This window comes from Rahnella sp. P4_A8 (assembly GCF_056402435.1).
On record NZ_JBFUHK010000326.1, the window covers coordinates 1 to 749 of the forward strand.

2 protein-coding genes are annotated in these 749 nt (G+C 42.9%); both read right to left on the bottom strand.

The features are described 5' to 3' along the window. Nucleotides 1-32: 32 nt before the first annotated feature. Nucleotides 33-311, bottom strand: coding sequence for a DUF2732 family protein (locus tag AC1DUO_RS25750; RefSeq protein ID WP_477989555.1), 279 nt, complete (start codon nucleotides 309-311; stop codon nucleotides 33-35). A 65-nt stretch (nucleotides 312-376) separates the two neighbouring features. Beyond that, nucleotides 377-679 (bottom strand): hypothetical protein, encoded by a 303-nt coding sequence (locus AC1DUO_RS25755; protein ID WP_477989556.1) that lies wholly within the window; start codon nucleotides 677-679, stop codon nucleotides 377-379. Nucleotides 680-749 lie beyond the last annotated feature (70 nt).

Consider the following 749-nt stretch of genomic DNA (forward strand, 5'->3'; position numbering starts at 1 on the left):
CTCCTGAGCGGTGTCGATTACATCAGCCATTGTTATGCCTCCGCTTCACTTTGGATTCGGTTAGCTTCAATGCGGAGTGCTTCAGCAGCCTCAATTCCTGTCATTTCACGTTTGAGAATGAAACTGGCAATCGCTTCCAGGCGGCCGGCAAACACCACCGCTCGATTAGCGCGTTCTTCATTACGAGCTGTGTCGAGCATTAACGACAAATCCAGAACTGAGGTGTAATCGCGTTCTGGTGAAGCTAAATTAATACCCATAACTGGCAAACCAACAATATTCTGACGGGTGTTATCAATCATATTTTTCATATAAGAACTCCTGTTTTGGGCAAAAGAATGCCCGGCGGGTTGACGCCAATTAGTTTGAGTACGGGTTAGTGTTTAATATTTATCTTGCAATCATCATCACTGATAAATTTCGGCATTGATTCAGTTAATCCAAGCAAAGAATTTAGCGCCGCAACTACTTGATGCCTTTCCGTCGGAGTTAATTCAGCAAACTTCATCTCAAGATGGCGACGAGATAAGCCAGCATGAAAACAGATTGTTCTACGCATATGCTGCGGCTGAGTATCAAATGTTTCCTGCGCTACGTTCTTTCTGAATTCAAACATCTCTTTAATTCTGGAAAGATGTTTCTTGCCTATTTGAATATGTTCTTCATTGACTAAAGACATAATTACCTCAACTAAACAGACGCTTTAAAAGCGGTTTTGAATTTCTCACGGCCTGCGGGGCAGTGGTTTG

Excerpts from the sequence above, each read along its gene's own strand:
- AC1DUO_RS25755 (WP_477989556.1), bottom strand. The coding sequence starts at position 679 with ATGTCTTTAGTCAATGAAGAACATATTCAAATAGGCAAGAAACATCTT.
- AC1DUO_RS25750 (WP_477989555.1), bottom strand. The coding sequence starts at position 311 with ATGAAAAATATGATTGATAACACCCGTCAGAATATTGTTGGTTTGCCA.